The organism is Hazenella coriacea (assembly GCF_004341825.1).
Lineage (GTDB): Bacteria > Bacillota > Bacilli > Thermoactinomycetales > Thermoactinomycetaceae > Hazenella > Hazenella coriacea.
Genome location: NZ_SMAG01000004.1, coordinates 1 through 26,996 on the forward strand (window position 1 = coordinate 1; position 26,996 = coordinate 26,996).

A 26,996-nucleotide genomic window follows, 5' to 3' on the forward strand; every position below is an offset into this window, starting at 1 on the left:
GAGCCAGGATCAAACTCTCCAAGAATGGTTGTTTGATTCTATGCTCTCAAAAAATTAACAGGTCATGGTTTCACTCTTTAGTTTTCAAGGAACACATTCATATGATTCATTTTTTGTCACCATCTCGCGGCGACAAGATTTATAATAACACCATACAAATTGAAAGTCAATTACTTTTTTATAAAAAAATTAAAAGTGTTTATATGTAAAAGTGAAGTAGATCTTTTAAGATTTACAAACGAGAACTCTCCCTATTTCAATGGGGTAGAATTGGTATCCCCTTGTGACCATGCTTAGAGCAACAACTTTTGGCATCATCTAGACATGGATTGTGAAAATCCTTAAAACTGCATTCAAGCGAAAACTTGGAAAACGAACTATGCTAAGACATGGAACTCACCTTCATAGAGAAAATGCCTTTGGTTAGTTCAATGAAGCGAGAAACTCGTAGAAATGGTGATATAGTTCACTATGACCAGAAGCCTCTCTTTCTTCTCTCTGATGAGGCTTCTGGATCTGTCAAATCACAATTTAATCAACTTAATTGAGGCAAATTCCCTCTAGAAAATTAGTTTATTCCTCTGGTTAATAACTCTCTATAACTCAAAACGCTCTCCATTCACTTCAAAGCTTGCAGTTACTTCAGCATTCAATGAATTAGAGACTGTACAGTATTTTTCTACAGATAATTGAACCGCTCTACGCACTTTGTCAACAGGTAGTTCCCCTGTCAATACATAGTGCATATGCACCTTCGTAAATCTCTTTGGATACTCGTCAGCTCTTTCGCCAGAAACCTCCATATGAAACGTCTCAACCTGTAATCTCATTTTCTTCAAAATATCCACAATGTCAATTCCTGAACAAGCACCCACGGATGATAATAAAACTTCTCCAGGTCTTGGTCCTAAGTTCTCACCACCCACTTCTGGGGATGCATCAAAAGAAAAAGTATGTCCTGTAGGGGTTTCTGTTTCAAAATGCATTTTTTCTTTCCATGTAATCTCTACTTTCATCTTTCTACCTCCTATTAACCTAAGGGTTTCACATAAATCACAAGCGCAGACTCAATCATCGCCGCTAAAAAGAGTAATATAGTTACACTAATCATTAAAACACCGATATGTTGACGAAGCTCTTTCCAATCTTTTTTATTTTCTTCCATCACAGTCCGACTAAAAATGCCAATAAAACCACGGATGATAAAAACTCCAAACCGGATTCCTAATGATGCAGCAATGATCAGGGCTGGGATCTCCAAAATCCCATGAGGCAAAATGGTAGTCATAAATAATGTAAATGGGTGAGCTCCTGTCACTTCTGCTGCTGAAGCTAATGCCACTCCAAGCATTAACCCATTACTGATCAGAGAAATTAAAGGAATGATTCCAAAAAAGAAACCCAACCCAATCATCGAGAACGAAGCAACCATGTTCTTCACATATAGGGTAAGAAAAGCATTGATAAATGTAGGATTTCGATCGATCTGATCTACTGCCTCTTGGATCTGCTCAAATGCCCCCATTTGTTTTAAATATTGCATGATCTCCTGATAATTGGTGTACCCGATGATACTAAAAATAATAAAGGTAAGAGTTGACATGATTAAAAAAGTTCGTTCAGCTTTTAGTGCTTGGAAAAAACGGCGCAATCGATTCACTCACCTTCTGATCTTTCTCTAATCAATCATAACCCTCGTACAAATGCATACATTGAATAGTGGACAGGGTTCTTAGTCTCTGATTTGATGTATGGAGGGTCGAGTATGAATTATTTTTATGTGTTTTCTGGGAAGCAATTGAGACGAGCTTTTTTAATTGTCATAGCCCTTATTTTTGCTCTCGGGATTTTTTATGTTGAGAACGAAAATATGCAGGTATTTGTCCCCTTAGATTCAGGACCATCCGCGATCTATAGTGTAGATACAGATAAAAAACAGGTTGCTCTAACTTTTGATATTAGTTGGGGAGAAGAAAGAGCGGGTCCGATCTTAGATATTTTAGAACAAAAAGGGCTGAAAAAAGCAACCTTTTTCTTATCGTCTCCTTGGGCAGAATCTCATCCCAATATTGTAAAACGTATTGCTGATATGGGCTTTGAAATTGGTAGTCATGGACACCGACATGATAATTACAGTGCTTACAATGAAGAGCAGATCCGAACCCAAATCGGCAAAGCCCATTCCATCTTAACAAAAATGACAGGTAAAGAACCTAACTTGATCCGCTATCCCAATGGAGATTTTGATAAACGCGTCCTCAAAATTGCAGATCAAATGGGTTACAAAAGTATTCAATGGGATACCGACTCATTAGACTGGATGAATCCAGGTACAGGTAAAATCATCAACCGAGTGGTGAGTAAAGCACATCCAGGTGACATCATTTTGATGCATGCGAGTGATTCTTGTAAACAAACCCATGAAGCTTTACCTGAAATCATTGATCAGCTGCGAGCCAAAGGGTATGAATTCGTCACAGTGACCGAACTGATCTCTGGTACTGAGGTTCAAACCAAACCTGTAGAGTAAAAGCTAGACGCTGTTTGTCTAGCTTTTTTTATTTGGCTTTTGCACCCATTTGTGAAGTTGTAAAATTTGCCAACCATTACAGACGAGTAAAACTAAGATATTTTGTAACAGTATGAGAAAGGGAGTTTCTTGACCCATGATATTGATTGATGGGATCGCTTCCAAAGTCGTGGCGGCTACCATAAAGAATAAAGTAGGGATGAACGCAATCGGTTGTGTCCACTTCGCCTTCACTTGAGATATGACTAAAGCAACGACTGTAATCAGCACGGGAATGAGTAGATATATCCAAAAATCTTCTCCCTTAAACTTAATGAAAGTTAAGTAGACAAGGTTTCCTAATACAACCGCGACTAGCCCCAACAAAAAAATATGATACCAATTACGGTTTCGAATAAGTCCACGGCTCAGCCAGTTGAAAATAAGATAGGAAAAAAAGCCAAGTTCTGCGATCGCTGCCAAACTCAAACCTAATAAAAGTCGCCCTGTAAAAATGCCAAAAATCACTTCTCCCACGATGAATTCAAAAAGATAAGCTAAAGCCAAGGCGGTCACTGCTCCGATCAATAACGTAGACCAGAACCAAAAAATTAACTTTTTAAGTGTCATTATCTTGTCTCTCCTGTTAAGTTCGCTTTCCTGATTGTATCAAACCCACCTCTTTTTTGAGAAGATGGGGCATAAAACTTCACACAACTTACCATATTATGAGTAGCATTTCCGAGAAACGGAGGAACATTCTCATGCATCGCTATATCTCAATTCTATTCGTATGTTTGCTAACTCTCACTTCATGTTCTTCTACACAACAAGAATCCAGCTCCGAAATAGATTATCAAAAAGTGAAAGAAATTATGATTGATGTCATTCATACCAGCGAGGGGAAACAAGCCGTTCGTGAACTGATGAAAGACCCAGAATTTAAGAAAGAAATTATCGTCAGTAGTAGTGATATGGAAAAGTCAGTTGCTGCCTCCCTCACTGATCCCAAAATGAAAAAAGAATGGGAAAAGCTTTTACAAACTCCTCAAGTGGCGATGGGTTTTGCTACAGCGACTCAACAACAGCAACAAGAATTAATGAAAACTCTGATGAAAGACCCTGAGTATCAAAAAATGATGATGGAACGACTTCAAGACCCCGAGTTTTCTAAACATCTTCTTAAGTTGATGAAAAGCCAAGAATATCGACAAGAAGCCATGAAAGTGATGGAGGAAACGTTGAAAGTTCCTAGCTTCCAAGAGAAAATGATGAAACTCCTGAAACAGCCACCGCCACAACAAAAGCAGAAAGAAGGAGGAGAAGGTGGCGGTGATGGTGGTCAAGGCGGGGGAGGAGAAAGTGGTGGAGGCGGTGGTGGTGGAGGGCAATAGTCTGCTTCACGATCCGAGACACTGAAACCCTCCGATCTCACGCGATTCATTACAAAAAACCAGCATCCACACTCGACGTGGTGCTGGTTTTTTAACAACCATTTAAGCCACTGGAACCTTCTGTATAATCTTTTGTGCAAGAGATTCATAAATCTTTCCAGTTGGGTGTTCCTGACTATACACAGATGGAGAAAAGTCAGGATCATCAATATCATTAACAGGAGATCCTAATGGAATCTGAGCTAGCAGATCTACTTTTAATTCTTCTGCTAACTTCTCTCCTCCTCCACGACCAAATACATAGTCGCGTTCGCCATCTTTATTTTCATACCATGACATATTCTCCACGACCCCTAATAACTCATGTTTCGTAGTGTAAAGGGCCATCGCTCCAGCCCGAGCTGCAACAAAAGCGGCTGTTGCATGTGGAGTTGTTACAATAATTTCTTTACTATTAGGAATGAGCTGATGGACATCTAAAGCGACATCCCCTGTACCTGGAGGTAAATCTAAGAGAAGGTAGTCCAGCTCACCCCAGTGAACTTCACTGAAGAAGTTGGCAAGCATTTTACCAAGCATCGGACCTCTCCACACAACAGGTGCATTGTCTTCTACAAAGAAGCCCATTGACATCACTTTTACTCCATAACGTTCCACAGGAAGGATCGTCTGATCGATCACCACAGGTCGTTGTTCGATCCCCATCATATCTGGCACACTAAAGCCATAGATATCCGCATCGATAATACCTACTTTTTTGCCTTGGCGAGCGAGAGCTACAGCCAGGTTCACCGTAACTGTTGATTTACCTACGCCACCTTTTCCACTGGCAACTGCAATAAATTCAGTTTTTGAATCTTTAGCAAGAAGGGGTGGAACGGATGGCTCTTTTCCTGTAGTCGATTGTTTCCGTAAGCTTGCTGACAAAGCGGCTCGTTCTTCGTCTGTCATCGAGCCAAATTGAATTTCCACTTGTTCTGCACCTAATTGACGGATCGCTTGCTCTACATCTTCTTGGATTTTAAACTTCAAGGGACAGCCTTGAATGGTTAAAATCAAATCTAAAGCAACCTTCTTTCCATCAATACGAATGTTTCGGATCATATTTAACTCAACCAGGCTTCTGTTAAGCTCCGGATCTTTAACATCTTTTAATACATCAAGAACTTTTTCTCTAGTTAGCATATGATGACACCTCGAATTGAGAACGATTTCTTCACTATTATATCATAACCTTCCTCAATTCAATCCTTTGTATAATATTCGAGCAGACCATAATAAATAGAGGCTGCCAATTTCTTCTGATAATCTTCTGTTCCCAATAGAGAAGCTTCTTGTGGATTAGAAAGAAAGCCCACTTCCACTAAAGCTGTAGGCACTGGGGATGCTTTTAAGATATACACATCCCCTTTCTGTTTGGCAAGCCGGTTGGTATTTCCTAAGTGGTGGATCAGTTGGCTTTGAATGAGGGTTGCCAACTTTTTATTTTCTTCACGTTTTGGATGATAAAAAGTTTGAGCTCCAGACCAACGTGGAGAAGGAATTGCATTTAGATGAATACTAATGAATACATCTGCATTCTGATCCTCAATCAACTTCACCCGTTGCATAAGATCCTCAGCTTTCCGATGTGAGATCTTTTTGGTGCTTGTCTGAGATAAATCCGTATCTGTTTCTCGGGTCATCACAACTAAGGCCCCTGCTTCTTGCAAATAATCTCGTAAAAATAATGCAATTTTCAACGTGACTTCCTTTTCAACTAACCCTGTAGCACTAACAGCTCCTCCATCAAAACCACCATGACCAGGATCAATAATAATCATTTTCCCTGTCATTGGCATTGCTAAAGATTCCTCAGCTTCTTTATTCCATACTTGAACGACAATTTGATATAAAAGGGAGACACACAAAAAGGCACATCCTAACCAAATGACCTTCCCACTATTTGTCGACCAACGGAGATTATTCCACATAGATTATCGACCCTCACTAGACCTATTTCACTTCATAACCGATTTCATTGCTATGAAACAAATATATGGGACAGGGTTGTGGAATATGTATTCTATGCGTAGAACCGTTGACGAGCTCCCAGAACAAATAAGACCTGTACCAAATGCTCCAATAAAATAAATAAGGACTCACACCTCCACTCATCTAACCATTGCCAAATGGAGAAGTCGTCCGCCACTTCATGAATCAATTGCTGGCACTCTTCTTGATAAAAAAGCCGATATACATCTTCTAATTGATGATTTGGAATTAAATATCTCTGATCGATCCGAACCCGCTTCGCTTCTAAGATTCCATATACATATGCTTCAAATCCCAAACGATAAATGAGATCTAAAAGAATAGACTTTTTCTGCTCTGACCAAAAACGAGTCATGGGATCAACAAAATCCGTTGTTATATTCTCCATCTCCGACCAAGGGAAATGAGACAGCGCTTGCCTTCTTACTCGTTCCATATGTTGGTCGCGAACTTGCTCCAGAGAGATGACCTTAGCCACTGCTTCTCCTCCTTTGCCAATGTAACACTGAACCTGTTCTCCATTGTTGACAAAGGAGGATCGAAAAAAACCTCCATTCACCGCTTCAAATACATCAAACGAGTCTATATTGCCATCTTCATCTCTTATAATAACCCTTAATCGAGCTTTATTTAAAATCAACAGTATGCTAAAATAAAACCGACAGACAGTCGGTCTATAAAATAGGGGGTGTAAAAAATGAGAGTTACAAAAAAAGCCGAGGAGCGCAGGAACGAAATCCTTGACGCGGCTGATGAGCTTTTCGGTCAGAAGGGCTTTGATGGTACAAGTACAAACGATATTCTCGAAAAGGTCGGAATCGCGCGGGGAACACTGTATTATCACTTTAAGTCGAAGGAGGATATTATGGACGCACTGATTGAGCGGTATTCTGTCCTCCTTTTAGGAGCGGCGAAGGAAATTGCCTCAGATAAAAGCATTCCCGTAATCGAGCGCATAATCCGAACTGTAATGGCACTGAACTTGAGCGGCGGAACTAGCAAGGTAATTATGGACCACATTCACAAGCCGCAGAACGCGCTGATGCATCAAAAAATACAAAAGGTCATAATCAATGGCTTTCCACCGATCCTGACGGAAATCATCCGCGAGGGTATTGAGCAGGGAATGTTCAACACACCATTTCCGTATGAGTGCATGGAAATGGTTGTGATCTATGCGAATACCGTTTTTGATGATGATATGGTTACAATGACGGACGAGGAGCGCTTTTCACGAATGCTTGCCTTTATCTGCAATGTAGAAAGACTACTTGGAGCAGAAAGCGGAAGTCTGATGGACACTTTAAAGATGTTTGGTATGGGTGATGGAAGCAACAATGAATAATTCGGTAAAATCATTTAGAAAATTCCTCCTTCTGTGGTCGGGACAGCTTATTTCAACAATAGGAAATGGTCTTACATCGTTCGGGCTGGGGATTTATGTTTTCCAGCAGACAGGACAGGCGTCAGCAATGGGACTTGTAACCTTGCTTGCGTTTATGCCTTCGCTTCTCTTAAGCTCCTATGCAGGAGTGCTTGCAGATCGCTATGACCGCAGACTGTTAATGGTGTTGGGCGATAGTCTTTCGGCGATAGGACTTTTCTTTATTTTAATTTGTATGCTCCGCGGAGAAGCACAGCTATGGCAGATTTGTGTGGGAGTTACAATTAGCTCTGTGTTTTCGTCGCTACTTGACCCCGCCTACAAAGCTACGGTTACGGATTTACTTACCAAGGAGCAGTACACTAAGGCAAGTGGTCTTGTCCAATTGGCGGGCTCAGCAAAATTTCTGATTTCTCCTGTTATTGCGGGATTTTTACTCACCGTTACAGATATAAAGCTGTTGCTTATCATCGACATTTGCACTTTTTTTATCACCGTTATTACTACTCTTACGGTACGTAGGGGTCTTGTTTCCAAGACATATGAACAGACTAAACCGTTTGTACAGGAGTTCAAAGAAGGTTGGTACGCCGTTTCTAAAAACAGTGGTGTGCTTGTTCTTGTCATCATCACATCAGTGTTGACTTTTTTTCTCGGATTTATTGAAACACTCTCTATACCCATGCTACTTGCTTTTACGGATAGTTCTGTAATCGGGACAATTGAAACTATTGTCGCTTCGGGAATGCTTGTATCAAGTGTGATCATCGGGTTTCTTCCAATAAAGAGTGGTTATGTTAAAATTCTTTCTATTTCGCTGTTTTGTGTAGGAATATTTATGGCGGGCTTCGGATTTCGCGAAAATATTGTCCTGATCTGTATTTCAGGATTTCTCTTTTTTGCAATGATGCCGTTTGCAAACGTAAGCCTAGATTTTCTTGTTCGCACTAACATTGATAATTCTGTTCAGGGTAGAGCATGGGCACTAATCGGAATCATTTCACAGCTCGGATTTGTTGCCGCTTATGCACTTTCGGGTATACTGGCAGACTTTGTGTTCACTCCTCTATTAGTTGACGGCGGATTACTTGCTGACAGTGTAGGAAAGATCATCGGCACGGGTAGTGGTAGAGGAACGGGATTACTCATTATTATCGCTGGGATTTTGTTATCTGTTACTTCAGTAATTTTGTATAACTTGAAATCAATTAAAAGGCTTGAAAACAGGGGTGACTTATGTATTACAGAATAATCCGTAATGATATTTCAAAGAGCAAACTGATAACGCTGACAACAACGATATTTGTCGCTGTCGCCGCTATGCTTGTCTCTCTCTCGGCGATCCTTGTCGTAAATCTTTCGGGGGCGATCGATACACTCATGAAGCAAGCGAAAACTCCGCATTTTATGCAGATGCATTCGGGTGATATTAATACTGTACGGCTTGCGGATTTCGCGAAGAAAAACAGCCATGTCGATGAATTTCAGGTTCTTGAATTTCTAAATGTTGACGGTGCGCAGATTGTCATTGGCGGAAACTCGCTTGCGGACAATGTTCAGGACAACGGCTTCAGCACACAGAGCAAAAAATTTGATTATCTCCTTGATCTTAACGGAAACGTGATCCATGTATCCGATGGGGAGATTTATGTTCCGGTAGGTTATATGAAAGACGGTACGGCAAAAGTCGGTGACAAGGTTGTGATCGATGGAAAGAAATTTACCATTGCAGGATTTCTCCGCGATTCACAGATGAATTCAATGCTTGCCTCATCAAAGAGGTTTCTTGTGAGCGAAAATGATTATGCGGCAATCAAGGATTCTGGAAGCACGGAATATCTGATCGAGTTCAGATTAAAGGATTTGTCTAAGATTGGCGCATTCGAAACTGCTTACACCTCCGCAGGACTTGAAGCAAACGGCCCCACAATTACATATCCGCTTTTCAAAATGCTGAATGCTATTTCTGATGGGCTGATGATTGCGGTCATCCTTCTTGTAAGTGTGCTTGTTGTTGCCATCACATTTATGTGTATACGCTTTACGCTTCTTGCGAAAATCGAAGACGACTACCGCGAAATAGGTGTTATGAAAGCAATAGGGCTACGTGTTTCCGACATAAAAAAGATTTATCTTGCGAAATACGCAGTGATTGTGGCAGCTGGTTGTACTCTCGGATTTGTACTTTCATCTATGTTCAGAGATAGGCTTCTTGAAAATATACGACTTTATATGGGGGAGAGTGAAAATTCTTCTTTCGCTTTATTTTTCGGCATAATTGGCACATTGTTTGTATTCCTCGCAATTATTTCCTATGTAAGCATAGTGTTGAAACGCTTTCGAAAAATATCAGCCGCGGAAGCAATTCGCTTTGGCATTTCACAGGGAAAATCGACTCAGGCAAAACATTTTTGCCTAAGCGAAAACAGGCTACTTAACACAAATATTTTTCTGGGCGTAAAAGATGTTCTTGCAAAAAAAAGTCTTTACGCCACAATGCTTGCGGTGCTTGTGATTTCGACATTCATCATTATCGTTCCACAAAACCTGTACAACACTATTTCCTCAAAAAGCTTTATCACATATATGGGGATAGGAAGTAGTGATATGCGTATTGACATTCAACAGACCAACAATATTTCTAATAAAGAAGCAGAAATTGTAAAGGTGCTGGAGAACGACAGTTCTATATCCAAATATGCTGTGCTTACGACTAAAACATTCAAAGCAAAGACGGAGTATGGATCAGAGGAAGGAATAAAAATTGAGCTTGGCGACCATTCGATATTCCCAGTAGAATATTCCAAAGGCAGAGCACCCGTCGCAGAAGACGAAATTGCGCTCTCAACTATTAATGCTGATGAGCTAGGCAAAAAGGTCGGCGATGTCATTACGCTAGTGATTGAGGGGAAGGAGAAAAATCTCACGGTATGTGGAGTTTATTCTGACATTACTAACGGTGGCAAAACTGCAAAGGTTGCTTTCTCTGACAATTCGGCGGATATTATGTGGTCCGTTATTTATGCAGAGCTTTCGGATCCATCTCTTGTCGGAGAAAAAACCTCGGAATATGCAGACAGGTTCAATTTTGCTAAGATTTCGGGCATCGATGAATATATCAGACAGACATTTGGCTCGACCATAAGCTCCATCGAAAAGGTCTCCTATGTTGCAAATGTCGTTGCGCTGACAATAACGGTATTGGTTACACTTTTATTTATGAAAATGCTTGTCGCAAAAGACAGATCCTCCATTGCCATAATGAAATCGTTAGGTTTTACAAACTCGGATATTACAATACAGTATGTTTCGCGTTCGGTATTTGTTCTGATTGTGGGAATTGTTCTTGGGACACTTCTAGCAAACACTCTCGGAGAGATCTTAGCGAGCGCAGTTATCTCATCATTTGGAGCGTCGTCGTTTAAGTTTGTTGTTAATCCACTTTCTGCGTATCTATTATGTCCATTGATGATGATATGCTCAGTGTTGATCGCAACAATGATCGGCACATCGAGCGCGGGCCAAATAAAAATATCCGAAAATATGAAGGAGTAAATGATGAAGAAGATTATTATCGGTGAAAATATAGTAAAATCTTTCAGAGTAGGCAATGAAAAGCACAATGTTCTGGATGGCGTGTCCGTTGAAATAAACGAGGGAGAGTTCGTGTCGGTTATGGGACCTTCGGGCTCAGGAAAATCGACACTGATGTATGCAATCAGTGGAATGGATGGCATTGACGGCGGAAAGGTTTCTTTTGATGGTAGAGATCTATCAGCACTTAATGAAAAGGAGCTCGCCGACATACGCAGGACAAAAATGGGCTTTGTTTTTCAGCAACCAACTTTGCTTAAAAACCTGAACATTCTCGATAACATCATTCTTCCTACAATGCGGGATAACAGAAAAAGTGCTGCGAAGATTACCGAAAAAGCAAGAGCGCTTATGAAAAAGGTTGGTATTGCCGAACTTGAAAAGCGTGATATTACCCAGGCTTCGGGAGGACAGCTTCAGCGTGCGGGAATATGCCGTGCACTCATTAGTAATCCAAAAATAATCTTCGGTGACGAACCGACTGGCGCGCTTAACTCAAAAGCCGCACAGGAAGTTATGGACATCATTTCCAAAATTAACACAGAAGGTACTACGGTTATGCTTGTAACTCACGATGCAAAGATTGCCGCTAGGACTGAGCGTATTCTGTTTATGTGTGACGGAAAGGTCGTGAGCGAAATGCGATTTGAGAAATTCAATGGCACAGAGCTTAATGATCGAATGGAAAAAGTGACGGCAAAAATGCGGGAAATAGGAATTTGAATACTCTCTCCACCTACGCGATCACTTGAAGTGGGAGTACTCTTTCAGAAAGACTGATAGAAAAAGAGACAGTACCTGTTTATTTTGGATACTGTCTCTTTTTCTATGATACATTTACTTTTTCAAACGGACTGCAAAGTAAGAGGTAATAATTGTGATGGTCGTTAGGAGATCATCCACTTGTAAGAAAACCAAAGTGAACTACATCGCCATTGTAATGGCGAGCTTCTCGTTTTATTGAATCGACCCACGTCGCATTCTCCAAGAAGGCTCGTTCCATGCCTATATGAAGTTTACTTTACCAATACTGGAAGCATATAAATTAATGATAAAAAATAAGGAACATATTAATAAGTTTTTTCAAGGCTTTAATAATAGATGTATACCGTATTGAAATGGATGGACCATCACTCAAAAAAATATTTTTAGATGAATAATCGAAATGACGTATAATTAATAGAGAAACAATAGGTGGTGATTTTTTGAATACTCTATTGAACGCACCTCAGAAACGTTTATCCAAAGACGCGATCAAAGTTTGGCTCATCCGAGATATGATTACGAATATCATTGGGATCATCATCCTAGGTATCTTATTTTACCTTGATTATCATTTTTCATGGAAAGAATGGATTGGTTGGATATTGATCGCGATTACAGTCTTTGCTTTAATTGGTGGGATTTGGTCCATGATTCATCCTTTTTTACTTTATAAAAATTGGCGGTACGATGTGAATGAAGAGTTTTTGCAATTAAAATCAGGCGCAATCAATGAAACACATCAGCTTGTCCCAATGACAAAAATCCAATCAGTCGCAACCGAACAGGGACCCATTCTTAGAAAATACGGCCTCTACTCTGTTTCGGTTGAAACGATGGGGTCTTCTCATTCCATACCCGCATTACCCAAAGAGGTGGCTATTGAGTTGAGAAATCAAATTGCTCAATACGCTAAAATTAAGGAAGTAGAGCAATGACGAAGATAAAACGCTATTCTCCACTCATAATACTTTTTGATTTAGGCAAATTACTAAGGAATTCCTCTTTCTTTGCAATTTATTTATATGTAGTGAATACAAACTCAGAATCATTCTTCATCAAATATGGCAGGATTGTTTTCCTGATCGCTGTTGGATTGACACTTTTTTCAATCGTATATAAATGGTTCACCCATAAATACGAACTTGATGATCAGTCATTTCATCTTTACAAAGGACTTTTCAGCAAATCTGAACAGACGATCCCCTTTTCTAAAATTCAAAACGTCAATCGTCACACATCCTTATTCCATCGGATCTTTAAAATGACTTCTATTCATTTTGAAACAGCCATGACAGGTGAAAATGCAACGATAAAATTTAAAGTAATCTCTCAAATAGATGCTGAGCTTATGGAAGAGCATATAAAAAATATGGTTCTTGCTGACTCGGTCGACCTGAATCATGAATTCGCTGATCCAAGATTGGAAGTTGAACACCAAAGTCCGAATCGAACCATTCATTTTCAACCAACGAAAAAGGACATCTTAAAAGCATCTTTTACATCGTTAAGCTTTTTAGTTTTTATCCCTTTAATTGGCTCATTTTATTACAAAATTAATGAATTTTTTCATGTAGAGGATACTGTAGAAGGATTTTTTGAAAAAATAATAAGCTCGTGGTGGTTCGTGACAATCATTGTTATCGTTCTCGTGATCGCCTCCGCAATCTTTGGAATCGCAAAGACCTTTTTCAAGTATGGGAAATATGAAATATCTTCAGATTCGAATCATATTTACATCACTAGAGGTGTGATCGATGAAACAGCCTTATCAATTTCCAAAGAAAAGGTGCAGGCGATTGAAATTGATCAGTCGTTAATAAAAAGATTACTTGGGCTTGCGGAAGTGAAGCTGACAAGTGCTGGTGGTTTGAGTTCGGGGGAGGATACGTATGAAATTAATACACTCTATCCTTTTCTACCCGTTAACAAAGCTTATCAAATGGTTTCGGACATTTTGCCATCCTATGTGATTACACAAGAAATGAATCGACTCCCGAAAAAATCCTTTTGGGTACGTATATTGCGCCCAAGCTGGATCTGGATCATTGCAACAGGTGCTTTATTTTATTTCAAGCCAACAATTTTGGATGTGGAACAAGCTTGGATTATTTTATCAGCCCTCCTTTTACTTTGTGTTTTAATAGCAAGATTGTTAAATTTCTCCCATACCCGTTACGTAATAAATGATCACTTTATTCAGTTTAAAAAAGGAATCCTCACTACCTCTTTATTTGTCTCAAAACGAGAAAAGGTCATTGAAGTGAAAGTCACACGAAACATCGTTCAAAAGATGCTAGGTCTTGCGTCGATTGAGACAACTAATAGAGGAAAGCCAGTACATCATGCAGGTGTCGATGATGTGCCAACGGAACTAGCGAATTCATTTCTTCTGTGGTATGTAGGTCGGAAAAACGAGATCAAAGTTGAATGATAAATAAGCTGGAGTATGTTGTGAAATAGATTGAATTAAATATGCCCAAGAATGCGATCAAGTTAACATTCTTGGGCATATTTGGGATTCCCGCTCTCTTATAATGTTTTGCTTAATATAACGCTTGGAGAACTGTGGTACAAGACCTGCTTCTTTAAGACCATATTTTTTATGCTCTTTCACCCCTGGGGTCAGGTTAAGAAGACAGCTTTTTATACCAACCTAATCCTGTGTTAATGATTCAACTTACAACTTTTAAACCCGCAACAGTCAATATAATACCGATGATACAAACCATGCGTAGCAAGTTTTTAGGTTCATTAAAAAATATGATCCCAATAACTGTTGATCCAAGCGTACCAATCCCGGTCCAAATTGCATATCCAGTTGACAATTGAATCTCCTGCAAAGCCATGGATAGAAACTGAAAACTAATGATAAATCCTCCAATCAAAATAACGTTATTGACCCAATTATTTTCTACAGATACCTTTTTATCCCAATGACTCCAATCACTTCAAATATGCCAGCTATAAGTAGGTACCCCCAGGCCATATTAGTTCTCCCCCTTTTGTGTATCACCTGTAAATTTCAAGCCAATAATGAAAGTTGCCAGTAAAAGAATCAGAAAAATTTTCATTATATTTAATGGTTCATTGAAAATAATGATGTCCACCAAAATGGTTCCAATGGTTCCAATCCCAGTAAAGATTGCATAGGACGTCCCAATCGGAATCGTTTTGGTTGCTTGAATGAGCAACTCAAAGCTTACTAGAATAGCAAGAAGGGTTAACAGACTAAAAGAGTCTGCCTTGAGACCAGCCGCCCAGTAAATTTCCACTAAACCACTCATAAACAAATAGAACCAAGCCGTTTTTTCAGATATTTTTTCTTCCTTAGTCTCTTTGTTCTAGTCCGAATCTTTGGGTGATGTCTTCACATTCTGATCCTTGTTATTCGGAGATTTTTTGGGGAAGAAGATGTAAGAAAATGGCCAAATCGCATGAATTATGATCACCGTTGTCCAAACGCTACTAATCGAATTACCAGTCTCATCTATATAAAATTCGTTTTCTTTGGATAATATCCATTCCTTTAAATGAGACCCATAGGATCCGCTTGGCAATTCTGACGATGGTATAAGACCAAATATAAAAATAAACACGATATGAGCGATTACAAAGATCAAGAAATGACCGTAAAAATACTTTCTTTCCAATTTTGCATATTCAGCACCGAAACATTTCTCTTCATGTGAATCACGCAATTACTTTTCCTCCTCCTGCCAATTCGATTCATATATATCCATAATGTTGTCAATATACTGAATTTAATCATCCCCAAGAATGATTAAAGCGGCTTCTTCGGGGGATTGCTTTTGAAGATTCCAGTACTTCTCAACAAGCGCTATATCTCCATGAAATGCATCCTCAAGAAATGACACAAACCTCTCGGCCAATGCCTGAGATTTTGCAGAAGCTGGGTCTTCATATTTTTGCTCTTAATAAATCGACCAACTCTTTGGACTCCCTTTCTCCAATATCCAAAGCGGGATTTCTCAGCATTTTGAGCTCATGTTCATCAAAATGTTGCTTCAAAAATAAAGTTTTGTTGACCTGGTCTTCTTCGGTCTGTCTGACATACTGGAAAATATTTTTCCAACTTAGATCTTGTTCGATAAAGGATAAATGCTGAGAAAGTCGCAACAACTTCTCTAAATAAGTAAGTCGTTCTTTTTCCTTTGCGATCAGCGCCAGCTGTTCTTCAAAAACATTTTCCCAATCGTTTTGATTCAGGATTGTTTTTATTTGGTTTAATTGAAAGCCAAGTTCCTTTTATGCCATGATTCGCTGTATATCTGTTTTTGAGTAGTAGCGATAACCTGATTCCGCTGTATGAGATGGCTTCAACAGATTGATTTCATCGTAATACCTAAGCGTTCGAATCGTTATGTTCATTTCCTTGGCAACCTTTCCGATTCTTTATATCGTGAACCTCCGAAATTGTTTTCATTATTACTATAATCCTGACGTTAGCGTAAGAGTCAATCCAATATTCAAAACTTAATACATCTTATTTTTCCATATCGTTTAAAGTTTATATAGCAAAGATAGAGCCTATTCTTCATAGCAAATACAAAACCCTTTCTCATCTGATGTGAGAAAGGGTTGTATAAACATTGATATAACAGTAATATTAACGTTTGGAGAACTGAGGTGCACGACGGGCTGCTTTAAGACCGTATTTTTTACGTTCTTTCATCCGTGGGTCACGGGTTAAGAAGCCAGCTTTTTTCAAGGAAGGACGGAGTTCAGCATCCACTCTGAGGAGTGCACGAGCAACGCCGTGGCGAATCGCTCCAGCTTGTCCGGTAAATCCTCCACCATTCACTTTTACAAGTACATCATAACGATCTGCGGTATCAGTCAACACGAGTGGTTGCCGTACAATTGCTTTTAGAGTTTCCATACCAAAGTAATCATTGATATCACGACCATTGATTACGATACGGCCATCTCCAGCAACGAGGCGTACTCGGGCAACTGATTCTTTACGGCGACCGGTTCCATAAAATTGAATTTGTGCCATGATTGGTACCTCCTTTTTTTATTATCCGCGCAATTCCCACTCAATCGGCTGTTGTGCCTCATGAGGATGTTCGGAGCTTGCGTAGACTTTTAATTTTTTAAGTTGTTGACGACCTAATGTTCCTTTTGGAAGCATGCCTTTTACAGCAAGTTCAATCATACGCTCTGGACGGGTTGCACGTAAGTCTCCCGCAGAAGTCGCTCTGAGTCCACCTGGATATCCAGTGTGACGATAGTACATTTTTTGCTCTAACTTTTTACCTGTTAATTCTACTTGAGATGCATTGATCACGATGACGAAGTCACCTGTATCTACATGTGGGGTGAATTGTGGTTTATGTTTACCGCGTAGCAAAGTCGCTACTTCGGTTGCTAAACGCCCAAGGGTTTTCCCTTTTGCATCCACCACATACCATTTCCGTTCTACTTCTAATGGTTTAGCCATATATGTGGTACGCATCTATTTCCCTCCTCTTCTAACTTAACGGAATCTCCGTTATATCGAAAGCTAAATATCAAGCATTTAGAAGCATTTTTTAAAATCATTTGATGTTGCGCCGAACTTCATCCACCGGGGCGTGGAGTGGAAAATACCAAGCGTTATCATACCCCAAAAACGCTTAATTGTCAAGAAAACGCCTCGCTAGATCATCGAATCTTCTCGTTCCCAAGGTGTATAACCCACCCTCATCAAAACCAATCCTTCGGGTGGCAAAGTAGGACCTGCAAAGGTACGATCATGAGCTTGAATCATCTGTGGAATCTCTTCGACTGAACGATGATGTTTACCGATCTCCACCAAAGTCCCTGTGATAATTCTTACCATATTATATAAGAATCCATTTCCTGTTAGCTCAATATAAAGTCCTTGTTCGTCTTTGATCACACGACAATCATAAATCGTTCGAACTCGATCGATCACTTCTGTCTTTGCCGAACAAAAAGAGGTAAAGTCGAAGGTTCCGATGAGGAGCTCTCCCGCTTTTCGCATGGGTTCAAGGTCAAGGCTGTATGGAATATGAGTGCGAAATCGACGAGTAAATATATTAGAAATGGGCTGGGTGTCAATCTGGTAGCGATATGTCTTCCAACAAGCACTCTTACGAGCATGAAAATCAAATGGTACTTTCGAACTACTCAACACACTGAGATCCCTAGGTAACATCCTTCTGAGGATATAAGCATATTTTTCAGATGGGATCGGGCTCGTTGTCGTAAAATGACACACTTGCCCTTGTGCATGTACCCCTGCGTCCGTACGACCTGAGCCATGAATCGTCACTTCTTCTCCTGTGAGTGCAGTCAATGCTTCTTCTAATGTCCCTTGGATGGTACGTTGCTCAGGTTGACGTTGAAAGCCGGAAAAATCAGTTCCATCATATGCAATAACCAGCCGAACCTTTTTCATCTAACTCCTACTTTCTTAACCACCACAAGCCTACTAGAAGAAATAGAAAGATGAGCGGGAGAATCAGATCTCTTAAATGATACCGAAGAATCTTTAATTTGGTTCTTCCTGTGCCTCCCCGATAACCACGAGCTTCCATGGCTAAAGCAAGGTCTTCAGCCCGACGGAAAGCAGAAACAAATAGTGGAATCAGCACAGGGATATAACTTTTAACCCGTTTCAAGATTGAGCCTCGATCAAAGTCTACTCCTCTTGCCATTTGTGCTTTTTTAATTTTCTCTGTCTCCGACCAGATGGTTGGAATAAAGCGGAGAGCAATCGACATCATTAAAGCAAATTCATGTGCAGGGAGTCCTAACTTCTTAAATGGTTGTAATAGACGTTCTAATCCATCTGTTAAATCAATGGGGGACGTGGTAAAGGTTAATAATGAAGCCATCACCACAAGTAAAAAGAAACGAGTTGAAATAAAGATTGCTTGTCGAACTCCTTCTTCATATACAGTAATGAAGAAGAATTGGATTAGGATTTCTCCACCTTTTGTCATAGTCAAATGAAGGATTGCGGTGAAAATGATTAGAAAAATGACCGGCTTCACAGCTCGGTATAAGATCTTTAGGGATATTTGAGAAAAATAGATCCCAATAATCGTAAATAGCAATAATAGACTATATGACCACACATTGTTTGCTAGAAAGACAATCAGCATATAGGCAAATACAAATAATAATTTAGCTCTAGGATCAAAGCGATGCAGAGGAGAGTTCCCGGGTATATACTGACCCATTACAAATTGATTCACTTAATCTCCTCTCTTTCTCTACGAGCCAGAAGAGCTGATACGAGATCTTCCAAAGCGAACATATCGGTAGATAAAGGTGGAGAAAGTCGTTGATTGAGTTGCATGATCAACTTAGTAATTTCAGGAAGGTCCAATTGAAGTTGACGCAAACGATCTGGTTGTGAAAATACCTGCTTGGCTGTGCCGTTCAACACACATTGTCCCTCTGACATAAGATATAAGTGATCTGCATACCTCGCAGCATCATCCATATGATGAGTGACTAAGATCACAGTAAACTGCCGTTCCTTATGCAATCGATAAATCGTATCAAGTAAATCTTTTTGCCCTTGCGGATCAAGTCCAGCGGTAGGTTCATCCAAAATCAAAATATCGGGTTGCATCGCTAAAATTCCAGCAATTGCTACTCGCCTCATCTGACCGCCGCTCAGTTGAAAAGGTGAGCGACTTGCCAATTCAGGGGATAGACCTACCCACTTCATCGCTTGGGAAACCCGTTCCTCGATTTCTGATTCAGATAGTCCTTGATTATGAGGTCCAAATGCAATATCTTTGGCTACGGTTTCTTCAAACAATTGGTGCTCGGGGTATTGAAATACCACACCCACATGACGACGAACTTGGAACAAATCCTTGCTCTCTTTATCTATCACATAAGGACCTATGTGGATTTTTCCAGATGTAGGACGTAATAAACCGCTCAAAGTTTGAATCAACGTAGACTTCCCAGACCCTGTTGGACCTAATATAGCAACAAATGAATGACTATCTATCTGAAGATCAATATCACGCAAGGCTTGTTTTTCAAAAGGAGTATCTGGCATATAAATGTGATTTAGTCCTTGGATAAGAATCTCCATAGTTCATTCACCAGATCCTCTGTTTTAGAGATTTCTGTTTGAAGCGACCAACCATGCTGAATCAGTCGCTGATGAAGTTCAACAGATAATGGTACGTCCAATCCCCATTGTTTTAGCATCATCGCTTTAGGAAAAAGCTCAGTAGTGGGCAGATCCAGTTGTACTTCTCCTTCTGCCATCACAATCACTCGATGAGCTAGAAAAGCCTCATGAGCTGAATGAGTGATATGAATCACAGTTGTTCCCCTTTGGTGTAACTGGCGAATGATCGTAAGGATATCTTGCCTTCCTTGTGGATCTAACATTGAAGTCGCTTCGTCAAAAACAATTAATTCGGGTCGCATCGCCAAAATCCCAGCAATTGCAAGCCTTTGTTTTTGACCACCTGATAAATGGTGTGGCTCTCTCTGTTCCATTCCACTCAAACCAATGGCTTCTAAAGTTTCATGGATTCGTACGATCATTTCTTCGCGTGGTACTCCCAAGTTCTCAAGACCAAACGCAACATCATCTTGTACAGATGTAGCAACGATTTGATTATCTGGATTTTGAAAAACCATTCCTACCCACCGTCGAATTTCCCATAAATCAGCCTCCGAATGGGTAAACTTATCATTAACAGAAACATCTCCTTCTACAGGAAGAAGAAGCCCATTTAGACATCGTGCAAGGGTTGACTTCCCAGAACCATTCGGACCGATGATGCTTACATACTCACCCTTTTGAAAGGTGAGGTTCACATTTTTCAAGACCCACTTATCTTTCGGGGTTTCATCTGGAAGGTAATCAAACCATACGTTTGAAACTTGAATCAATGGGTTCATTTATTCTCCTCAAAAAGAAAAAGGGTTGATGTCAGGACCGGTTAAGATCCTGCCCTCACCCTTTCATCTACAGATTTGGTTACTTCACCAATTCTAGGAAAGCCATTGGAGCTCCATCACCACGACGAGGTCCTATTTTGAGAATTCGTGTATAACCGCCATTACGCTCTTGATAACGAGGAGCGATTTCTTCAAACAATTTCTTGACTGCATCCACTTGTTTGTTATGGACAATCTCTTCTCCATCTTTCACAGTGTTTGAACGAGTGGTACGAACAAACTCAGCTGCTTGACGACGAGCATGAAGATCTCCACGTTTGCCGAGGGTAATCAGTTTTTCCACGATTGAACGAACTTCTTTTGCCTTCGACTCTGTTGTTTGAATACGCTCATTAATGATTAAGTCGGTAACAAGATCACGGAATAATGCTTTCCGAGCTGCTGTATCTCTACCTAACTTAGAGTGTGCCATCGAATTTCCCTCCCCCTGCAAGTATTAATCATCGCTGCGCAAGGCAAGTCCAAGCTCTTCTAATTTTTCTTGTACTTCTTCCAGCGATTTTCGTCCCAAGTTGCGGACTTTCATCATATCTTCTTCTGATTTCTGCGTAAGTTCTTGTACAGTATTGATTCCCGCACGTTTGAGACAGTTATAAGAACGGACAGAGAGATCTAACTCTTCGATCGTCATCTCCATCACTTTTTCTTTTTTGTCCTCTTCCTTTTCGACCATGATTTCAGCCTCTTTAGCCTCATCAGTCAAGCCAACAAATAACATCAGGTGTTCGTTCAGAATCTTAGCACCTAAGCTCACTGCTTCATCTGGTAAGAGACTTCCATCCGACCATACTTCAAGTGTTAACTTGTCGTAGTTGGTTACTTGTCCAACACGAGTATTAGTCACTTGATAGTTAACTCGTTCGATTGGTGTATAGATCGAATCAATTGGAATAACGCCGATCGGTAAATCTTCTCGCTTGTTTTTATCAGCGGATACATATCCGCGACCACGATCAGCTATCATACGAATGTGAAGATGAGCTCCTTCAGCCAACGTAGCGATGTGTAGATCTGGATTCAAAATCTCCACATCGCTATCAGCACGAATATCACTCGCTTTGACATCTCCAGGTCCATCAATATCGATTTCAAGAACCTTCTCTTCATCTGAGTGAATCTTTAAAGATAGCTGTTTGATGTTAAGGATAATCTCTGTTGTATCCTCAACCACTCCAGGAATCGTGGAAAACTCATGCAATACCCCATCAATCTGGATGGATGTGACGGCCGCACCAGGCAAAGAGGACAGCAAGATACGGCGTAACGAGTTGCCAAGAGTAGTGCCGTATCCGCGTTCCAAGGGTTCCACCACAAATTTTCCGTATCGATGATCGTTACTGACTTCTACAGCTTCGATCTTCGGCTTTTCAATTTCAATCATACGGCTCACAAACCCTCCTTCAGAACGTCGCGTTCCGGGCGTTATCTCACCAACTGGTGACTAGGCTGTTGTGTAAATACGGAATGGCTAGAGTCCACGTGTCCTATCCAGTATACACAAACTTCTCCCAAATTAAACCACGGACTTGTTAAGAAAGAAGTGAATACTTACACACGGCGACGTTTCGGCGGGCGGCATCCATTATGAGGAATTGGTGTGACGTCTTTGATGAGATTTACTTCTAAGCCTGCCGCTTGCAGAGAACGGATCGCTGCTTCACGACCAGATCCAGGTCCTTTTACCATTACTTCAACAGATTTCATACCGCTTTCCATCGCTGTTTTAGCTGCTTGCTCAGCTGCCATTTGAGCAGCGAATGGAGTGCTTTTCCGTGAACCTTTAAAGCCCATGGTTCCAGCACTTGCCCAAGCAACGGCATTACCGCGTGGATCTGTAATGGTGATGATGGTGTTATTAAAGGTAGAACGAATGTGTACTACACCAGACTCCACGTGTTTTTTAGCACGACGTTTTACACGTTGAGTAGTAGTTTTACGTTTAGCCACTGTTTTCCCTCCTTACTTCGACTATTTCTTTTTATTTGCAATCGTACGACGTGGACCTTTACGGGTACGTGCATTTGTTTTGGAACGTTGACCACGAACTGGCAAACCACGACGATGGCGAATTCCACGATAAGATCCGATTTCGATCAAACGCTTGATGTTAAGGGCTGTTTCACGACGTAAATCCCCTTCAACCACCAAGTTTTTATCAATATAACTACGTAACTTTGCGATTTCTTCCTCAGTTAGATCACGAACGCGTGTATCAGCTTTAATCTCGGTAGCTTCCAAAATTTTGCTTGATTGAGAACGACCAATTCCATAGATGTAGGTGAGGGCGATCTCAACGCGCTTTTCACGTGGTAAGTCGATACCTGCAATACGTGCCATACGCTACACCTCCCGTCTGTTAACCTTGTTTTTGTTTGTGTTTAGGATTTTCACAGATTACCATTACGGCTCCTTTGCGACGAATCACTTTACATTTCTCGCAAATGGGCTTCACCGATGGTCTTACTTTCATTGATGGTTACCTCCTGTCTTTTGACAGACCCTTATCGAACCAAGTGATTCACCATGTGACGAAATTATTTATAGCGATAAGTGATCCGTCCACGGGTTAAGTCATACGGAGAGAGTTGAACTGTCACTTTGTCACCTGGCAGAATACGGATGAAATGCATACGAATCTTGCCAGAGACGTGAGCGAGCACCTCGTGACCGTTCTCCAACTCTACCTTAAACATTGCATTTGGTAAGGGTTCTCTTACAACCCCTTCTACCTCGATCACATCTTCCTTGGCCATCGACTCACTCTCCTTTCTGCTCACTTTGATTATGTTGGAGCAGGTATTGGTTTAGGGCGTACCGCAACTTTGCGTTATTCACACGACCGAGCTCATTAATTACGTTAGCCACTTCTTCAACTACCTGATTGGTTAGCTGAATATGCTTCACGTTTTTCTTTTTGGGACGGTCGAATTTTCGCTGGTCCCCATCAGCCAACCAAACGAAGTGAGGTTTTTCAAAACCGATGACAATCGCATAACAACCAGCTTCTCGTCCCCGTAAAACCCGAACGATTTGCCCAAGCTGGGGTCGACTGTCAACTTCTGTCACGTCTATCACCCTTCACCTGATCAAGCTGTAGTTAGAATCTCGTGGCCTTCATCCGTAATCGCGACAGTATGCTCAAAGTGAGCACACAATGAACCATCTGTAGTTACAACCGTCCAATCATCATCAAGAGTACGAACAAAACGCTTTCCAGCATTCACCATAGGTTCTATGGCTAGAGTCATTCCTTGCTTGAGACGAAGTCCTTTGCCTGGAACTCCATAGTTTGGGACACTTGGGGGTTCATGCAAACTTTGTCCAACTCCATGTCCTACATACTCCCGGACAATTGAAAAGCCCGCTTCTTCAGCAACAGCTTGAATCGCATGAGCAATATCACCCATACGCACTCCAGGTTTTGCTTGCTCTAAACCTTTATAGAGAGACGCTTCTGTCACCTTAAGTAACCTTTCAGCTTCAGGTGAAACTTTACCCACAGGGTAAGTCCAAGCAGAATCACCATGATAGCCTTCATAACAAGCACCGATGTCAATAGAGATGATATCCCCTTCAGAAAGCTTTCGATTCCCTGGGATTCCATGTACAAGTTCCTCATTGACAGAGGTACAGATACTTCCTGGAAAACCATTATAACCTTTAAATGAAGGAGTAGCCCCATATTTTTTAATCATGCGCTCTGCTATTCGGTCCAGTTCTTTCGTAGTGACACCAGGATGGATCGCCTTCTTTAACTCCTGATGAGTTAAATATACGATTTTTCCTGCTTGTCTCATGCGTTCCAACTCGTTTGCTGATTTTAGGATGATCATTTAGATATGCCTCTAACTAGTGACAATATAGACTCAGTCACTTGATCAATGGTTTGTGTTCCATCCACACGATGGACTTTACCCGTTGATTCATAGTACTTCAACAAGTGTTGGGTTTGTTCTAAGTTAACGGATAGACGTTTAGCAACAGTTTCAGGTTTATCATCATCCCGCTGATAGAGTTCTCCACCACAACGATCACAGATACCTTCCTTTTGGGTAGGTGCAAAAACCACATGGTAGGTAGCTCCACAATTACGGCAGATTCGACGACCAGTAAGACGTGTTAATAATTCATTTTCATCCACTTCAATATAGAGAACCATATCTAATTCTCTAGCAAGATCTTTAGTCAATTCGTCTAATGCTTCAGCTTGTGGCACAGTTCTCGGAAAACCATCTAAGAGAAAACCAGTTGCACAATCATCTTTACCTAACCGTTCACGAACAATACCAATCGTTACCCGGTCAGGAACCAGTTGACCTTGATCCATGAAAGACTTTGCTTCTAATCCAAGTGGGGTTTCTTCTTTTACCGCTGCCCGAAACATATCACCTGTGGAGATATGGGGGATCTGAAACTCTTCAATAATCTTAGCTGCTTGAGTTCCTTTTCCTGCTCCAGGCAAACCCATCAATACGATATTCAAGCATTATCCCTCCCCGTTTTCATCCGTTACGGGCGGTTCGCAGGCAGAAATGAATCATTCAATCCTGCTCATGCATAGTTCCCCGGAGTATGTCCGGGGGTCACGATGTCAACCTATTTATTCATAAACCCTTTGTAGTGGCGTTTGATCAATTGGCTTTCAATCGTTTTCATCGTCTCAAGGGCTACCCCGATGACGATTAGCAAAGCTGTACCACCAATTTGAACTGATTGAGGCAAGTCTGCAATAACGACCATGAAGACCGGTAAAATTGACACAGCCGCCAAGAAAAATGCACCCGTTAGAGTGAGTCGATTCATTACCCGGGTCAAATAGGTGGATGTGTTTTTACCAGGGCGAATGCCAGGAATAAACCCGCCGTTTTTCTTCATCTGATCAGCTAATTGAATAGGGTTAATCTGTACAAATGTATAGAAGTAAGTAAACCCAATGATCAAGACCACATATAAAACCATTCCAAAACCAAATTCATCAGCACGAATGTTCTTGATCACCCAATCAGCGATTGGATTACCTGCCCAAAACTGCGCAATTGTCGCTGGGAAATATAAGAGAGATAGCGCAAAAATAACAGGAATCACTCCAGCTGCGTTTACTTTTAATGGAATGTGTGTGGATTGACCACCGTACATTTTACGTCCGACTACACGCTTTGTATACTGAACAGGAAGTTTACGAACACCCTGTTGGATATAGATAACTCCAATGATAACGATTAGCACGACAGCTAAGATCCCGACAACTTTTAAGATTCCTAAGAAGACTGGAGCATTAGGGGTTGTAAACAGAGTGGTATACACTTGCGTAATCTGTGTTGGAATTGCAGCAATGATCCCTGCAAAGATCAGGATAGAAATTCCGTTACCAATCCCTTTTTCCGTGATCTTTTCACCAATCCACATTAAGAAAGCTGTCCCCGCAGTGAGTGTAAGTGAGATTAGTGCAAAATCCCAAAAGCTACCTCCCTGAACAAAACCCTGTCCAGCTGCATTATTAAACCCGATCGACATACCAATCGACTGAATCAAGGCAAGCACAATCGTAAAATAACGAGTAAACTGTGCTAGCTTCCGACGTCCTGCCTCACCTTCTTTTGCCCAACGAGCAAAAGCTGGAATGACATCCATCGTCAACAACTGTGCAATAATCGAAGCTGTGATGTATGGAAAGATTCCTAGTGCAAAGATGGAGTAGTTTGTAAATGCGCCACCAGAGAAGACATCAAGTAAGCCAAAAACCCCTTGAGTTTCGTTCATTAGTGCACGGAGTGCTTCCGGATTCGTGTTCGGAACCGGAATAAAGCTTCCGACCCGAAACACGACTAACATCATCAGAGTAAATAAAATGCGCCGACGAAGATCTTCCACCTTAAAGATGTTGCCCAGGTTCCGAATCATTAGATTACCTCCGTCGCTCCACCAGCGGCGGCAATTTTTTGAGTCGCGGCTTGTGAAAATTTATTTGCTTTCACTGTCAACTTTTTGGTTAGTTCACCGTCACCCAACACTTTCAAACCATCTTTAAGATTTCGTACAACTCCAGTTTTCAAAAGCAATTCAGGAGTTACTTCAGTACCATCCTCAAAGCGGTTTAAAACATCCAAGTTAATAACAGCATACTCTACACGATTTGGATTGGTAAATCCTCGTTTAGGTAGACGTCTGTAGATAGGGTTTTGCCCACCTTCAAAGCCTGGACGAACGCCACCACCTGAGCGTGCCTTTTGTCCTTTATGTCCTTTTCCTGCTGTTTTACCTTGACCAGCAGAAACTCCGCGGCCAATGCGTTTTTTCGTTTTACGAGACCCTAGAGCAGGTTTTAACTCATGTAGTTTCACTC

Annotated in this window: 35 protein-coding genes and 1 pseudogene; 8 read left to right on the top strand and 28 right to left on the bottom strand. The window is 40.9% G+C overall.

Translation table 11 applies throughout. From position 1 onward, the window contains the following. Nucleotides 1-596: 596 nt before the first annotated feature. Entirely contained in the window at nt 597-1,016 is a 420-nt protein-coding gene (locus EDD58_RS08720; RefSeq protein WP_131924513.1) for an OsmC family protein, read from the bottom strand. Nucleotides 1,017-1,030: 14 nt separating this feature from the next. Beyond that, nucleotides 1,031-1,660, bottom strand: coding sequence for a stage II sporulation protein M (locus EDD58_RS08725; protein WP_131924515.1), 630 nt, complete (start codon nt 1,658-1,660; stop codon nt 1,031-1,033). A 105-nt stretch (nt 1,661-1,765) separates the two neighbouring features. On the opposite strand from EDD58_RS08725, the gene pdaB reads away from it, so the two are divergent. Then, on the top strand, nt 1,766-2,530 hold the full coding sequence (gene pdaB / locus EDD58_RS08730) for a polysaccharide deacetylase family sporulation protein PdaB (RefSeq protein ID WP_131924517.1): 765 nt from the start codon (nt 1,766-1,768) through the stop codon (nt 2,528-2,530). 18 nt (nt 2,531-2,548) lie between these two features. Here pdaB and EDD58_RS08735 read toward each other — a convergent pair whose 3' ends face one another. After that, on the bottom strand, nt 2,549-3,139 hold the full coding sequence (locus EDD58_RS08735) for a KinB-signaling pathway activation protein (protein WP_131924519.1): 591 nt from the start codon (nt 3,137-3,139) through the stop codon (nt 2,549-2,551). A 134-nt stretch (nt 3,140-3,273) separates the two neighbouring features. Here EDD58_RS08735 and gerD point away from each other — a divergent pair, with 134 nt between their 5' ends. Next, entirely contained in the window at nt 3,274-3,903 is a 630-nt protein-coding gene (gene gerD, locus EDD58_RS08740; RefSeq protein WP_131924522.1) for a spore germination lipoprotein GerD, read from the top strand. Between the two features lie 102 nt (nt 3,904-4,005). Here the strand turns inward: gerD and EDD58_RS08745 are convergent, their stop codons facing one another. The 3 genes from EDD58_RS08745 to EDD58_RS08755 form a co-directional block, all read right to left on the bottom strand. After that, nucleotides 4,006-5,088, bottom strand: coding sequence for an Mrp/NBP35 family ATP-binding protein (locus tag EDD58_RS08745; RefSeq protein ID WP_131924524.1), 1,083 nt, complete (start codon nt 5,086-5,088; stop codon nt 4,006-4,008). A gap of 59 nt (nt 5,089-5,147) precedes the next feature. Further along, entirely contained in the window at nt 5,148-5,876 is a 729-nt protein-coding gene (cwlD, locus tag EDD58_RS08750) for an N-acetylmuramoyl-L-alanine amidase CwlD (protein ID WP_131924526.1), read from the bottom strand. Nucleotides 5,877-5,968: 92 nt separating this feature from the next. Next, nucleotides 5,969-6,415, bottom strand: coding sequence for a hypothetical protein (locus EDD58_RS08755; protein ID WP_131924528.1), 447 nt, complete (start codon nt 6,413-6,415; stop codon nt 5,969-5,971). A 219-nt stretch (nt 6,416-6,634) separates the two neighbouring features. Between EDD58_RS08755 and EDD58_RS08760 the strand changes: the two genes are divergently transcribed. The 6 genes from EDD58_RS08760 to EDD58_RS08785 all read left to right on the top strand — a co-directional run bounded on the left by EDD58_RS08760 (nt 6,635) and on the right by EDD58_RS08785 (nt 14,111). Then, on the top strand, nt 6,635-7,282 hold the full coding sequence (locus EDD58_RS08760; RefSeq protein WP_131924530.1) for a TetR/AcrR family transcriptional regulator: 648 nt from the start codon (nt 6,635-6,637) through the stop codon (nt 7,280-7,282). Next, the gene (locus EDD58_RS08765; RefSeq protein WP_131924973.1) at nt 7,275-8,573 is read left to right on the top strand and encodes an MFS transporter; all 1,299 of its coding nucleotides are present in this window, start codon (nt 7,275-7,277) and stop codon (nt 8,571-8,573) included. Before EDD58_RS08760 ends, EDD58_RS08765 begins: the two co-directional genes overlap by 8 nt. After that, nucleotides 8,558-10,876 carry an ABC transporter permease gene (locus tag EDD58_RS08770; protein ID WP_131924532.1) on the top strand — a complete coding sequence of 773 codons (2,319 nt, stop codon included), beginning with the start codon at nt 8,558-8,560 and terminating at the stop codon, nt 10,874-10,876. Before EDD58_RS08765 ends, EDD58_RS08770 begins: the two co-directional genes overlap by 16 nt. 3 nt (nt 10,877-10,879) lie before the next feature. Further along, the gene (locus EDD58_RS08775) at nt 10,880-11,638 is read left to right on the top strand and encodes an ABC transporter ATP-binding protein (protein ID WP_131924534.1); all 759 of its coding nucleotides are present in this window, start codon (nt 10,880-10,882) and stop codon (nt 11,636-11,638) included. A 554-nt stretch (nt 11,639-12,192) separates the two neighbouring features. Further along, nucleotides 12,193-12,615, top strand: a complete 423-nt coding sequence (locus EDD58_RS08780; protein ID WP_131924976.1) for a PH domain-containing protein — start codon at nt 12,193-12,195, stop codon at nt 12,613-12,615. Then, nucleotides 12,612-14,111 (top strand): PH domain-containing protein, encoded by a 1,500-nt coding sequence (locus EDD58_RS08785; protein ID WP_131924536.1) that lies wholly within the window; start codon nt 12,612-12,614, stop codon nt 14,109-14,111. The genes EDD58_RS08780 and EDD58_RS08785 overlap by 4 nt, the downstream gene beginning before the upstream one ends. 241 nt (nt 14,112-14,352) lie before the next feature. Here the strand turns inward: EDD58_RS08785 and EDD58_RS08790 are convergent. From EDD58_RS08790 to rplO, 22 genes and pseudogenes are all read right to left on the bottom strand, one after another. Next, nucleotides 14,353-14,666 (bottom strand): annotated as a pseudogene (locus EDD58_RS08790) (DMT family transporter). 1 nt (nt 14,667) lies between these two features. Beyond that, complete coding sequence (locus EDD58_RS15135; protein WP_279389108.1) at nt 14,668-14,997, bottom strand: DMT family transporter; 330 nt, start codon at nt 14,995-14,997, stop codon at nt 14,668-14,670. A 24-nt stretch (nt 14,998-15,021) separates the two neighbouring features. Further along, the gene (locus EDD58_RS15140) at nt 15,022-15,378 is read right to left on the bottom strand and encodes a hypothetical protein (RefSeq protein ID WP_131924540.1); all 357 of its coding nucleotides are present in this window, start codon (nt 15,376-15,378) and stop codon (nt 15,022-15,024) included. A 220-nt stretch (nt 15,379-15,598) separates the two neighbouring features. Further along, nucleotides 15,599-15,820 (bottom strand): hypothetical protein, encoded by a 222-nt coding sequence (locus EDD58_RS08805; protein ID WP_131924542.1) that lies wholly within the window; start codon nt 15,818-15,820, stop codon nt 15,599-15,601. A 126-nt stretch (nt 15,821-15,946) separates the two neighbouring features. Beyond that, nucleotides 15,947-16,090 (bottom strand): MerR family DNA-binding transcriptional regulator, encoded by a 144-nt coding sequence (locus tag EDD58_RS08810; RefSeq protein WP_279389109.1) that lies wholly within the window; start codon nt 16,088-16,090, stop codon nt 15,947-15,949. A gap of 217 nt (nt 16,091-16,307) precedes the next feature. After that, the gene (gene rpsI / locus EDD58_RS08815; RefSeq protein ID WP_131924546.1) at nt 16,308-16,700 is read right to left on the bottom strand and encodes a 30S ribosomal protein S9; all 393 of its coding nucleotides are present in this window, start codon (nt 16,698-16,700) and stop codon (nt 16,308-16,310) included. A 21-nt stretch (nt 16,701-16,721) separates the two neighbouring features. Beyond that, nucleotides 16,722-17,159 (bottom strand): 50S ribosomal protein L13, encoded by a 438-nt coding sequence (gene rplM / locus EDD58_RS08820; RefSeq protein WP_131924548.1) that lies wholly within the window; start codon nt 17,157-17,159, stop codon nt 16,722-16,724. Between the two features lie 183 nt (nt 17,160-17,342). Beyond that, entirely contained in the window at nt 17,343-18,107 is a 765-nt protein-coding gene (gene truA / locus EDD58_RS08825) for a tRNA pseudouridine(38-40) synthase TruA (RefSeq protein ID WP_131924549.1), read from the bottom strand. A gap of 7 nt (nt 18,108-18,114) precedes the next feature. Continuing rightward, nucleotides 18,115-18,909, bottom strand: a complete 795-nt coding sequence (locus EDD58_RS08830) for an energy-coupling factor transporter transmembrane component T family protein (RefSeq protein WP_243648691.1) — start codon at nt 18,907-18,909, stop codon at nt 18,115-18,117. Continuing rightward, complete coding sequence (locus tag EDD58_RS08835; protein WP_131924551.1) at nt 18,906-19,769, bottom strand: energy-coupling factor transporter ATPase; 864 nt, start codon at nt 19,767-19,769, stop codon at nt 18,906-18,908. The genes EDD58_RS08830 and EDD58_RS08835 overlap by 4 nt, the downstream gene beginning before the upstream one ends. Continuing rightward, a complete protein-coding gene (locus EDD58_RS08840) occupies nt 19,745-20,593 on the bottom strand; it encodes an energy-coupling factor transporter ATPase (protein ID WP_131924553.1) in 849 nt (282 codons plus the stop codon). Before EDD58_RS08840 ends, EDD58_RS08835 begins: the two co-directional genes overlap by 25 nt. A gap of 79 nt (nt 20,594-20,672) precedes the next feature. Then, complete coding sequence (gene rplQ / locus EDD58_RS08845) at nt 20,673-21,065, bottom strand: 50S ribosomal protein L17 (RefSeq protein WP_131924555.1); 393 nt, start codon at nt 21,063-21,065, stop codon at nt 20,673-20,675. 24 nt (nt 21,066-21,089) lie between these two features. Further along, nucleotides 21,090-22,034, bottom strand: coding sequence for a DNA-directed RNA polymerase subunit alpha (locus EDD58_RS08850; protein WP_131924983.1), 945 nt, complete (start codon nt 22,032-22,034; stop codon nt 21,090-21,092). 167 nt (nt 22,035-22,201) lie between these two features. Then, nucleotides 22,202-22,600, bottom strand: a complete 399-nt coding sequence (rpsK, locus tag EDD58_RS08855; protein ID WP_131924557.1) for a 30S ribosomal protein S11 — start codon at nt 22,598-22,600, stop codon at nt 22,202-22,204. A 21-nt stretch (nt 22,601-22,621) separates the two neighbouring features. Next, entirely contained in the window at nt 22,622-22,990 is a 369-nt protein-coding gene (gene rpsM, locus EDD58_RS08860) for a 30S ribosomal protein S13 (protein WP_131924559.1), read from the bottom strand. A 19-nt stretch (nt 22,991-23,009) separates the two neighbouring features. Further along, on the bottom strand, nt 23,010-23,123 hold the full coding sequence (gene rpmJ, locus EDD58_RS08865; RefSeq protein ID WP_022738894.1) for a 50S ribosomal protein L36: 114 nt from the start codon (nt 23,121-23,123) through the stop codon (nt 23,010-23,012). A 64-nt stretch (nt 23,124-23,187) separates the two neighbouring features. After that, nucleotides 23,188-23,406 (bottom strand): translation initiation factor IF-1, encoded by a 219-nt coding sequence (infA, locus tag EDD58_RS08870; protein ID WP_131924561.1) that lies wholly within the window; start codon nt 23,404-23,406, stop codon nt 23,188-23,190. A gap of 4 nt (nt 23,407-23,410) precedes the next feature. Beyond that, entirely contained in the window at nt 23,411-23,719 is a 309-nt protein-coding gene (locus EDD58_RS08875) for a KOW domain-containing RNA-binding protein (RefSeq protein WP_131924563.1), read from the bottom strand. 20 nt (nt 23,720-23,739) lie between these two features. Beyond that, on the bottom strand, nt 23,740-24,486 hold the full coding sequence (gene map, locus EDD58_RS08880; protein ID WP_131924565.1) for a type I methionyl aminopeptidase: 747 nt from the start codon (nt 24,484-24,486) through the stop codon (nt 23,740-23,742). Further along, the gene (locus EDD58_RS08885) at nt 24,483-25,136 is read right to left on the bottom strand and encodes an adenylate kinase (RefSeq protein WP_131924567.1); all 654 of its coding nucleotides are present in this window, start codon (nt 25,134-25,136) and stop codon (nt 24,483-24,485) included. The genes map and EDD58_RS08885 overlap by 4 nt, the downstream gene beginning before the upstream one ends. 113 nt (nt 25,137-25,249) lie before the next feature. Beyond that, nucleotides 25,250-26,554, bottom strand: coding sequence for a preprotein translocase subunit SecY (gene secY / locus EDD58_RS08890; RefSeq protein WP_131924569.1), 1,305 nt, complete (start codon nt 26,552-26,554; stop codon nt 25,250-25,252). Then, entirely contained in the window at nt 26,554-26,994 is a 441-nt protein-coding gene (gene rplO / locus EDD58_RS08895; RefSeq protein ID WP_131924570.1) for a 50S ribosomal protein L15, read from the bottom strand. Before rplO ends, secY begins: the two co-directional genes overlap by 1 nt. Between the last annotated feature and the right edge of the window lie 2 nt (nt 26,995-26,996).

Excerpts from the sequence above, each read along its gene's own strand:
- EDD58_RS08720 (WP_131924513.1), bottom strand. The coding sequence starts at position 1,016 with ATGAAAGTAGAGATTACATGGAAAGAAAAAATGCATTTTGAAACAGAA.
- pdaB (WP_131924517.1), top strand. The coding sequence starts at position 1,766 with ATGAATTATTTTTATGTGTTTTCTGGGAAGCAATTGAGACGAGCTTTT.
- EDD58_RS08735 (WP_131924519.1), bottom strand. The coding sequence starts at position 3,139 with ATGACACTTAAAAAGTTAATTTTTTGGTTCTGGTCTACGTTATTGATC.
- gerD (WP_131924522.1), top strand. The coding sequence starts at position 3,274 with ATGCATCGCTATATCTCAATTCTATTCGTATGTTTGCTAACTCTCACT.
- EDD58_RS08745 (WP_131924524.1), bottom strand. The coding sequence starts at position 5,088 with ATGCTAACTAGAGAAAAAGTTCTTGATGTATTAAAAGATGTTAAAGAT.
- cwlD (WP_131924526.1), bottom strand. The coding sequence starts at position 5,876 with ATGTGGAATAATCTCCGTTGGTCGACAAATAGTGGGAAGGTCATTTGG.
- EDD58_RS08760 (WP_131924530.1), top strand. The coding sequence starts at position 6,635 with ATGAGAGTTACAAAAAAAGCCGAGGAGCGCAGGAACGAAATCCTTGAC.
- EDD58_RS08765 (WP_131924973.1), top strand. The coding sequence starts at position 7,275 with ATGAATAATTCGGTAAAATCATTTAGAAAATTCCTCCTTCTGTGGTCG.
- EDD58_RS08770 (WP_131924532.1), top strand. The coding sequence starts at position 8,558 with ATGTATTACAGAATAATCCGTAATGATATTTCAAAGAGCAAACTGATA.
- EDD58_RS08775 (WP_131924534.1), top strand. The coding sequence starts at position 10,880 with ATGAAGAAGATTATTATCGGTGAAAATATAGTAAAATCTTTCAGAGTA.
- EDD58_RS08780 (WP_131924976.1), top strand. The coding sequence starts at position 12,193 with ATGATTACGAATATCATTGGGATCATCATCCTAGGTATCTTATTTTAC.
- EDD58_RS08785 (WP_131924536.1), top strand. The coding sequence starts at position 12,612 with ATGACGAAGATAAAACGCTATTCTCCACTCATAATACTTTTTGATTTA.
- rpsI (WP_131924546.1), bottom strand. The coding sequence starts at position 16,700 with ATGGCACAAATTCAATTTTATGGAACCGGTCGCCGTAAAGAATCAGTT.
- rplM (WP_131924548.1), bottom strand. The coding sequence starts at position 17,159 with ATGCGTACCACATATATGGCTAAACCATTAGAAGTAGAACGGAAATGG.
- truA (WP_131924549.1), bottom strand. The coding sequence starts at position 18,107 with ATGAAAAAGGTTCGGCTGGTTATTGCATATGATGGAACTGATTTTTCC.
- EDD58_RS08835 (WP_131924551.1), bottom strand. The coding sequence starts at position 19,769 with ATGGAGATTCTTATCCAAGGACTAAATCACATTTATATGCCAGATACT.
- EDD58_RS08840 (WP_131924553.1), bottom strand. The coding sequence starts at position 20,593 with ATGAACCCATTGATTCAAGTTTCAAACGTATGGTTTGATTACCTTCCA.
- rplQ (WP_131924555.1), bottom strand. The coding sequence starts at position 21,065 with ATGGCACACTCTAAGTTAGGTAGAGATACAGCAGCTCGGAAAGCATTA.
- EDD58_RS08850 (WP_131924983.1), bottom strand. The coding sequence starts at position 22,034 with ATGATTGAAATTGAAAAGCCGAAGATCGAAGCTGTAGAAGTCAGTAAC.
- rpsM (WP_131924559.1), bottom strand. The coding sequence starts at position 22,990 with ATGGCACGTATTGCAGGTATCGACTTACCACGTGAAAAGCGCGTTGAG.
- rpmJ (WP_022738894.1), bottom strand. The coding sequence starts at position 23,123 with ATGAAAGTAAGACCATCGGTGAAGCCCATTTGCGAGAAATGTAAAGTG.
- infA (WP_131924561.1), bottom strand. The coding sequence starts at position 23,406 with ATGGCCAAGGAAGATGTGATCGAGGTAGAAGGGGTTGTAAGAGAACCC.
- map (WP_131924565.1), bottom strand. The coding sequence starts at position 24,486 with ATGATCATCCTAAAATCAGCAAACGAGTTGGAACGCATGAGACAAGCA.
- secY (WP_131924569.1), bottom strand. The coding sequence starts at position 26,554 with ATGATTCGGAACCTGGGCAACATCTTTAAGGTGGAAGATCTTCGTCGG.